The 8,151-nt window shown below is 60.3% G+C and carries 10 protein-coding genes; all 10 read right to left on the bottom strand.

Features of this window, described 5'->3' with window-relative positions:
- On the bottom strand, window positions 1-757 hold a 757-nt coding region (locus Q1K49_RS05175), incomplete at its 3' end, for an aminotransferase class III-fold pyridoxal phosphate-dependent enzyme (protein WP_300523572.1).
- A gap of 415 nt (window positions 758-1,172) precedes the next feature.
- A complete protein-coding gene (locus tag Q1K49_RS05170; protein ID WP_300523570.1) occupies window positions 1,173-1,601 on the bottom strand; it encodes a YkgJ family cysteine cluster protein in 429 nt (142 codons plus the stop codon).
- A gap of 2 nt (window positions 1,602-1,603) precedes the next feature.
- Complete coding sequence (locus tag Q1K49_RS05165; protein WP_300523567.1) at window positions 1,604-1,921, bottom strand: hypothetical protein; 318 nt, start codon at window positions 1,919-1,921, stop codon at window positions 1,604-1,606.
- On the bottom strand, window positions 1,921-3,084 hold the full coding sequence (locus tag Q1K49_RS05160) for a flagellar basal body P-ring protein FlgI (RefSeq protein WP_366146039.1): 1,164 nt from the start codon (window positions 3,082-3,084) through the stop codon (window positions 1,921-1,923). Before Q1K49_RS05160 ends, Q1K49_RS05165 begins: the two co-directional genes overlap by 1 nt.
- Before the next feature lie 5 nt (window positions 3,085-3,089).
- On the bottom strand, window positions 3,090-3,668 hold the full coding sequence (locus Q1K49_RS05155; RefSeq protein WP_300523564.1) for a flagellar basal body L-ring protein FlgH: 579 nt from the start codon (window positions 3,666-3,668) through the stop codon (window positions 3,090-3,092).
- Between the two features lie 5 nt (window positions 3,669-3,673).
- Window positions 3,674-4,582: a flagellar basal body P-ring formation chaperone FlgA gene (gene flgA / locus Q1K49_RS05150; RefSeq protein ID WP_300523562.1), complete on the bottom strand. Its 909-nt coding sequence runs from the start codon at window positions 4,580-4,582 to the stop codon at window positions 3,674-3,676.
- A 2-nt stretch (window positions 4,583-4,584) separates the two neighbouring features.
- A complete protein-coding gene (gene flgG / locus Q1K49_RS05145; protein WP_300523560.1) occupies window positions 4,585-5,373 on the bottom strand; it encodes a flagellar basal-body rod protein FlgG in 789 nt (262 codons plus the stop codon).
- Between the two features lie 24 nt (window positions 5,374-5,397).
- Entirely contained in the window at window positions 5,398-6,192 is a 795-nt protein-coding gene (locus tag Q1K49_RS05140) for a flagellar hook-basal body protein (RefSeq protein ID WP_300523558.1), read from the bottom strand.
- A gap of 18 nt (window positions 6,193-6,210) precedes the next feature.
- Window positions 6,211-7,254 carry a rod shape-determining protein gene (locus Q1K49_RS05135; RefSeq protein WP_029166061.1) on the bottom strand — a complete coding sequence of 348 codons (1,044 nt, stop codon included), beginning with the start codon at window positions 7,252-7,254 and terminating at the stop codon, window positions 6,211-6,213.
- Window positions 7,255-7,269: 15 nt separating this feature from the next.
- Window positions 7,270-8,127, bottom strand: a complete 858-nt coding sequence (gene truA / locus Q1K49_RS05130; protein ID WP_300523553.1) for a tRNA pseudouridine(38-40) synthase TruA — start codon at window positions 8,125-8,127, stop codon at window positions 7,270-7,272.
- Window positions 8,128-8,151: the final 24 nt, after the last annotated feature.

Below are 8,151 nucleotides of genomic sequence, written 5' to 3'. Positions count from 1 at the left end.
TACGGAAATGATTGTCGCCGCCCTCGCCCTGGATGGTCTCGATGATGATCGCGCAGATGCCGTCGGGATCTTCGGCGATGGCACGCTTGATCTGGTTGAGGGATGTGCGCTCCATCCACTCGACGATGCCCAAGTTCTGCTCAAGAGGCCAGACGATCTTGGGATTAAGGACTCTGGGCCAGTCGAACTTGGCGAAGAACTGATATTTGTTGGGGTCGTTGGTGTTGGTGACGGAAAGGGTGTAACCGCTGCGTCCGTGGAAGGCTTCGTTGAAATGAAGGATCTTGGTGCCCTTGCTTCCCGAAACGGCCTGGCCTTTGGTGATTTTACCGGCCTTGAGAAGTTTGCGCACCTTCCAGTCCATGGCGATCTTGAAGGTGTTCTCCACGGCGAGGGTGCCGTAGTCGATGAAGAAGAGATGATCCATGCCCTCGGGCTTCGCCACCTCGGCGAAGGTCTTCACGAACTCCGCCATTTCGACGGTGTAGATGTCCGAATTGGCAACCTTGTTGATAGCGGAGCGGAAGATTTTCTCCTTGAACTCGTCGGTCGTCGTCCGCGGATGATTCATGCCGAAAGGTGCCGAGGCGAAGAACGTGTAAAAATCGAGCCACTGGTCTCCGGTTTTCGCATCGACAATATGGCTGCCCTTGGATTTTTCCATGTCGATGACGATATCGAAGCCGTCCCGGAGCATCCATTTCTCGATGGTCGGGAACACCTGGTCCGGAGTCACGCTCCACTTGACTTGTGCCATTGTACCTTCCTCCTTGTGATCAAACGGCTCGACAGCCCACCCTCGGAAATCACCTTGTGAACTGTACTCTTAACTTCACCCGGTTTACATTCTATTCCGGACTCGATCTTCGCGCAAGTGGGAATTTCCAGACATCAAACGACAATTCATTCCTCCGCGAAGAACATGGTTCATGGACACGCATCTTTGATCGCCGTTTTCGGCGGTAGGGACACGAAAAAGAGAGGATGAAGATGAGTGACGGGAGCAAACTTCGGTTTTCCTGAAGAGGTCGTGCGATTCTCCGGGCAGATGTTCTTTTTGAAGGGATACGGAACTGCGGAGCGGGTTTTCTCCAGGGGTATTCGGATTGGAGAAACGCTCACGGCGGAGACCTTTTTCAGCGGTCCCCGCCGGTTCAGCCGAATGAGGCGAGCTAGAGATCGGGAAAGGGTGCCAGGGCAAGGTGTTCCCGAATGAGTGCGGCGGCGTAAAATCTTCCCGAATCCATGCCCGGACATCGCCTTGTCTCATCCGCCCAGTTGTCGGGATGCGCGAGCAGGGAGGGCCAGAAAGGGAAGAGGCGACACTGAAGAGGCCTGACGTGGTACACGGCACATCTCCCGCGGGAGGCATCGAAAAAGACGCAGTCACCGTTCCACCGCTCCCGAAGCGAGGGGCGGCGCTCCCTGGTCACCGTATAGGAACGGCGGAACTGTTCCGGAGAAAGAGCGAGAAAGGTACACAGGGCCTCCTCCTCGGAAGGAGTGAACCACACCGCGCCGGGCTCCCCTCGACAACACCGGCCGCATCCCCGACAGGCAAAAAATAAACCATTTATCCACCATGGTTGATTTTTTGACATCTTCAGGCGTCCGCCGCCTTTTCCTGCGGAAGCGCCTCTTTCAACTGCTCGTAGAGGATCCGCCAGAGTCCGATTCCTTCTCCCCGCGTGAGAGATTCTGCAGCCATCTCGACGGAAAGGTCCTCAAGAACGCCGAAAGGGCGCTTTTCGTCGTGCCCCCCCATGCTGCGGGCCTGGCGCATCATGTCCTTCCAGAGCATGCCGAGGAAAATGCCCTCGAACTGACGGCACGCCTCCTCAAGTTCCGTCGCCTTGCGGGAGGAGATTTTTTCTGCGATGTCTCCGCTCCGTGCTGTCCCGACCAAATCGTCGATCTTCATCACATGACCACCAGCTCTCCGTGAAGTGCGCCCGCCTGCTGGATGGCCTGGAGAATGGCGATGATGTCCCTCGGGCTGGCGCCGACGCCGTTCATGGATTCCACCAGGTCGTTCACGCTCGTCGCCGCGGGGAGTGTAAGGAGTTGCCCCGGCTGTTCCTGAACGCTCACGTCCGTCTGGGTGGTCACCGTCGTCTCTCCCCGACTGAAAGGCTGCGGCTGGGACACGTCCTGGCGCTCCTGAACCCGAACGGTGAGGTTGCCGTGAGCGACGGCGACGGAACCGATGCGTACGTCACCACCCATGACGACCGTTCCCGACCGCTCGTTCACCACGACCCGTGCGACCGTGTCGGGACGAATGCGAAGCCCTTCCACCTCGGCAAGGAACTGTGTGGGATTCGTGCCGAAAGCAGGGGGCACCACGACGGCGACCCGGGTGGCGTCGACAGGAGCGGCGATGTTTCCGTACTGCCGGTTGAGCGCCTCCGCGACCCGCTGGGCAGTGGTAAAATCCGGATTCCGGAGCAGAAGGGTGATGCGCCCTCCCTCCGCAAAAGCCATGGGGACGTCCCTCTCGACGATGGCACCTCCGGCGACGCGCCCCGTTGTGGTGATGTTCTTCGTCACCTGCGCCCCCTGGCCACCTGCGGCAAAACCACCCACGAGGAGAGGACCCTGGGCCACGGCGTAGACCTTGCCGTCCGCAGCCTGGAGAGGCGTTTGCAGGAGGACGCCGCCCTGGAGGCTTTTTGCGTCCCCCATGGCACTCACGCCGACATCCACGGTCTGCCCGGGGCGGGCAAAGGCAGGAAGCTCGCAGGTCACGGTGACGACCGCAGCATTCTTGCTCTTGATGGCTTTGGTGTCCACGGCGACGCCGAACTGGCGGGCCATGTTCTGCATCATGCGCAACGCCAGGTCACCCTTGTCTCCCGTGCCCTGAAGCCCTACCACGAGCCCCATGCCGATGAGCTGATTGGGACGGACGCCCTCGACGTTGACGAGATCCTTAACCCGAACGTCCGGATGGAGTTCCTCCGCAAAAGAGACTCCGGTCGGAAAAAGCATCATCACAAAAAGGCCTACGGCCCCTACGACAGAAAGGATTCTCGCTTTCGAAAAAATTCGTCGCTTCACCTCGGTGCGATACACCGTCGTCACACTCCTCAGAACAGAACCTGGAAGATTTGCGTGAGCACTCCGGGGCGTTGCACGCGCGTCAACGCACCTTTGCCTTCAATGCCCACCTCGGCATTCGCCACAAGGTCGCTCAGAACCACATTGTCGGAGCCGATGTCACTGGGACGCACAACGCCACGAAAGCGGAGCTTCAGGGTCTCGTCGTGCGTCTTGAGATCCCTTCCCCCCTCGATGACGAGGTTGCCGTTGGGCAACACTTCCGTGACAAGACAGGTAACCCGCGCCGTCGCCGTATGGGTTCGCTCGGTACTGCCGTCTCCCTTGGTGGAGCTGCCGGACTTGAACCCAAGGGCCTTGATGAAGTCGAACAATCCCCATCCGTCGGCGATGCTGGAATCGTTCGTCTTTTTGACATCCGTCTTGGCCTCGTCCTTGGTTGCGGTTTTCTCCTTGACGAGCACCGTGACGATATCCCCCACCTTCGAGGGTTTTTGATCCGCAAAAAGGCTTCCCCCGTCCTGCCAAAGGGACTGAGCCCCTCCGGCAGAAGCAAGGAACACACCCAAGAGACCCAACAGGGCCAGAACACGCATGCGACGCCCCATGTTCGTCACTCCCCCTCCACGATGACCACGCCGGGACCGGAAACGACACAGGCGATGATCCGCCGGCTCAGTACATTACGTACTCGTATGGTATCACCTACACCACCGTTGTCGAGAGCCTCTCCCGAGGCCTCCACCTGAAGCCCTCCCGCCCGGAAAACGATCCGCACCGGATCTCCCTTGGCGATGACCGGTACCGATTCCACATCATCCGTGAACACGACGCCTCCCTGCGCGAGATTTCTCGTAAGCCTCGCCCCGCGAAGCCGGAAGGGATCTGCGGGCGTCCGAAGCCCCGAACGTTCCACGAAAAGAACCCGCAGATCCTCCTCGGAAAGGACGCTTCCCCTCGGCAGAGAACGACGAAGCACCGCCGCGGGCTGGCGCCATCTGATGCGGACGGGCATCGAAAACTCCCGTCCCCCGGTCAGGCGATACCGGAGGACCGTCGCGGTGATACCGGGCTTGATCTCCCTGGGGCTGATGAGGACCGCTCCGGAAGGAAGCGTTCCCTCCCGTTCTACATCAAGACGCCAGACCCAACGGGAAAGACGGCGCACATCCGCCGTCACCGGATCCTCGGGCAATACGCGCACCTGTTCCGGCATGCGCAAAGCCACTCGTGTTCCGGCAAGTCCGACCCGTAAAAGAGCCTCCAGCACCATTTCTCTGGTGAGAACCCCGTCCTTGGGAAAGATTCTGGCCCCTGCGGCCAGGGAGACAAGAGACGGATCTCCGTCGAAGCTCGCCGCCTCGAGGAGCATCATCTCGCCACCTCGGTGGGAAAAGTCCCGCTCCAGAACAACCAGAAGCGCTGCGTTCTCCGCGCCGAAAGAGAGCGGGACCAAGAGGAACACGAAGGAAGAGAGAAACGCAAGGCGGGCCGAAAGACGACCCGCCCGAGAGAACGACACCGTTACCTCCGGAGGGAATTGGCGATACGCAGAAGATCGTCGGCGGTCTGTATGGTCTTGGAATTCGCTTCGTAGGCCCTTTGGGCGACGATCATGCCCACCATTTCCTCCACGACTTCCACGTTGGACATCTCGAGAATGTGCTGGATAGTGGTCCCCATTCCTTCATCGCCGGGGTTGGCCACCTGGGGCGCACCGCTGGCGGCGGTCTCGACGAAAAGGTTTTTACCGATGGCTTTCAACCCTCCGGGATTGACGAAGCGGGCGAGTTCGATCTGCCCCACGTTCTGGGGGTTCACGTCTCCGGGCACGAGGATGCTCACGTCACCGGTGGGGCTGATGGTGATCTCCACGGCGTCCTCCGGAACGACCACAGCGGGCTCCAGAAGATATCCATTGGAGGTGACGATCTGACCGTCTCCATCGAGTCGCCACGCGCCATCCCGGGTGTAGGCGATATCGCCGTTGGGCAGTTGCACCTGAAAAAACCCATCCCCCTCGATGGCCACATCGAGCTGGTTTCCCGTGACCTTGAGGTTGCCCGAGGACATGAGGCGGTTCGTTCCCACCACGCGGGTTCCCAGCCCGACCTGGATGCCCGTGGGCACCACCGACGCGGGTTCCACGGGTGCACCGGGCTCACGGTCTATCTGATAGAGAAGGTCCTCGAAATCGGCCCGGATCTTCTTGAAACCCGAGGTATTCACATTGGACAGATTGTTGGAGATCACGTCCAGATTCGTTTGCTGCGCGATCATACCCGTCGCGCCGGACCACAGGGATCGTATCATGATGGGTTTCCTCCCCTCGCCAGCCTAGGCCTTGCCGTAGGTCTGATTGAGACGGTTCGCCATTTCGTCCTGCACCGAAACGGTTTTCGCCGCGGCCTCGTAGGCCCGATTCGCCTCGACCATGCGGATCATCTCGGTGACGACGCTCACATTGGACATCTCCAGGATTCCCGAAGCAAGGCGGGGCTCCTCCACCGGTTGAGGTGCTCCCGAATCTTCCGTCTCGGAGAGGAGAGACTTCCCCTCCTGCCGGAGGTAGGTGGGAGATGCGAACTCGACCAATTGCAACTGATCCACCACGACGCCGTCGGCGATGACCTGCCCTCCGGCGTTGATGAAGACCGAGACCGCCTCGGCTCCGACTGCCACGGGACCGCCGAGTCCCTGAACGAGATGTCCGTTGTGGGTGGCGAGATTTCCCTCTCCATCGAGGACGAAATGACCGGACCGTGTGTAGAAGGTGTTGCCGAGACCGTCCTGAACGGCAAAAAAGCCCTCTCCGAGGATGGCCACGTCGAGAGGCGCGTCGGTGACTCGCATGGCTCCTCCCTGGGTGTCCGTCACCGTTTCGGAGAGGACGTTCGCAAAAGCGGCGCTTCCGATGAGTTCACGTTTTTTGAGGCGGTCCGGCTTGGGTGGATAGGTTTCGCCGGGATTGCCGTCGAGCTTTTCCATGAGCAGCGTCGGAAAGGACTTGTTTACAGCGATACGGCCACGGAAACCCGCCGTATCCACATTGGCGAGGTTATTCCCCGCCACGTCCAGCATCTTCTCCTGGACGAGCATTGCCGAAGCCCCCGCATACAGGCCTCGAAACATGAAGGCCCTCCCTTCCTCCTAGAGACCGCGTCGCCCTCCTTTTTTCAGGGCGGACAAGACGGTTCCGGATTCTTTCAGTTTGTCCAGGGAGTCGAGCGCCTTGCCCGTGCCGAGCGCCACGCACTCCAGCGGATGCTCGGCAATATAGCAGGAGATCTCCGTCTGCTCGGTCACAAGTTCCGTGAGCCCCCGCAGCAAAGCCCCTCCTCCGGTAAGGACGATTCCCCTATCGATGATATCGGCTGAAAGCTCGGGAGGCGTTAATTCCAAAACATGCCGAATTCCATCCACAATGGTCTGCACGGGTTCGCGGATCGCTTCGGCCACGTCGTTGCTGCTGATTTCCACCTGGCGGGGAAGCCCCAGAATGAGATCCCGTCCCTTGATGGTCATCTCGGCACTCTCGTCCTGTTTGGGATGACAGGTGCCTATGGAGATTTTCAGATCCTCCGCCGTCTGTTCCCCGATGGCGAGATTGTACTGTTTCCGCACGAAGCGCATGATGGCCTCGTCGAATTTGTCGCCCCCCACCCGCAGCGATTCCGCCACGACGATGCCCCCCAGGGAAATCACCGCGATGTCCGTGGTACCGCCGCCGATGTCGACGACCATGTTTCCCCGTGGTTCAGCCACGTCGAGCTCCGCACCGATGGCCGCCGCCATGGGCTCTTCGATGAGATAGGCCTCTCTGGAACCGACCTCCACCGCTGCTTCGAGGACGGCCCGACGCTCCACGTCGGTGGCTCCCGAAGGGACGCAGATCATGACGCGGTTCCGAAAGAACTTGCCCACCCCGGACGTGACCTTGCGGATGAAATGACGCAGCATGGCCTCGGTCATGGTGTAGTTGGCGATGACGCCATCCCGGAGAGGGCGTACCGCCGTGACATGTCCCGGCGTGCGTCCGAGCATGCGCTTCGCGTCCTCGCCGACGGCGAGGATTCTGTCATTCGTCTGATCGAGGGCGACCACCGAGGGCTCCCGCAACACGACACCTTTACCACGCACGAAAATGAGCACCGTCGCCGTTCCCAGATCTATGCCGATATCTCTTCCGAACACGGATGAGGACCCTCCTTACTCTTCTGTACCGTCGCCGTCTGCGGAAAAAACGGTCTCCTCCGGCGGCACGGAGTCCGCCCCTTCGCTACGACTATACGCATTCCCCGCAAGTCCTACAAGAGGAATCCACGGAGAGGGCTCATATCCGACCTTCCAGAGGCACAGCCCCCCCGGAGGCGCCGTCGGGCCGGCCTGAGTACGGGAGGCGCCCCGAAGCAGGGCAGCGATCCAGTCGGGCTCCCTCCGACCTCGTCCCACCTCGGCGAGACAGCCCAGGATGATTCGCACCATATTTGTGAGGAAAGATTTTCCTCTGATGCGAAAGCGCACCAGGGGACCCCGTCGGGCGAGGGAGACGGCGGAGATGGTCCTCCTGGGGTTCTCCGGAAGATCACCGGCCCTACAGAATGCCGTGAAATCATGATTTCCCCGGAGATGCTCCGTGGCCTGCCGCACCGCTTCCCAGTTCCAGGAGGAGCGAATCCACCACGCGTAGCCCTGAACGTGAGGGAAGATGAAAGGAGCGTCCCAGATCTGATAGACGTACTCTCTCCAGAGGGCATCTTTTCTCGCGGAGAAGCGGGAAGGAACCACGGCGGCGCGAATTGCGCGGATCGAGTTCTCCAGGTGAAAATCCAGGGCCTTGCGAAGAATTTCCGGATCCCACTCCTTTCGCAGGGAAAAGGAGATGACCTGCCCACGGGCATGTACGCCGCCGTCCGTCCGACCGGCGGCGATCACCGGCGTCGGTTCTCCGGAAATCCGCTCCAGTGCTTCCTCAACGACCTCCTGAATGCCCCGGCTCTCCTTTTGGCGCTGCAATCCAGAAAAAGAAGTTCCGTCGTAGGCGAGCTGAATCGCATACCTTTTCACGACAGAAGCCACCTGTCCATTCCA

It is taken from the genome of Aminiphilus sp., from assembly GCF_029975095.1.
Taxonomy (GTDB): domain Bacteria; phylum Synergistota; class Synergistia; order Synergistales; family Aminiphilaceae; genus Aminiphilus.
Note: the sequence above shows the minus strand (reverse complement) of the source record. Positions and strands in the feature narration are given on the sequence as shown.

Coding starts and splice junctions, on each gene's coding strand:
- Q1K49_RS05170 (WP_300523570.1), bottom strand. CDS start 1,601: ATGTCAAAAAATCAACCATGGTGGATAAATGGTTTATTTTTTGCCTGT.
- Q1K49_RS05140 (WP_300523558.1), bottom strand. CDS start 6,192: ATGTTTCGAGGCCTGTATGCGGGGGCTTCGGCAATGCTCGTCCAGGAG.
- Q1K49_RS05155 (WP_300523564.1), bottom strand. CDS start 3,668: ATGGGGCGTCGCATGCGTGTTCTGGCCCTGTTGGGTCTCTTGGGTGTG.
- flgG (WP_300523560.1), bottom strand. CDS start 5,373: ATGATACGATCCCTGTGGTCCGGCGCGACGGGTATGATCGCGCAGCAA.
- Q1K49_RS05165 (WP_300523567.1), bottom strand. CDS start 1,921: ATGAAGATCGACGATTTGGTCGGGACAGCACGGAGCGGAGACATCGCA.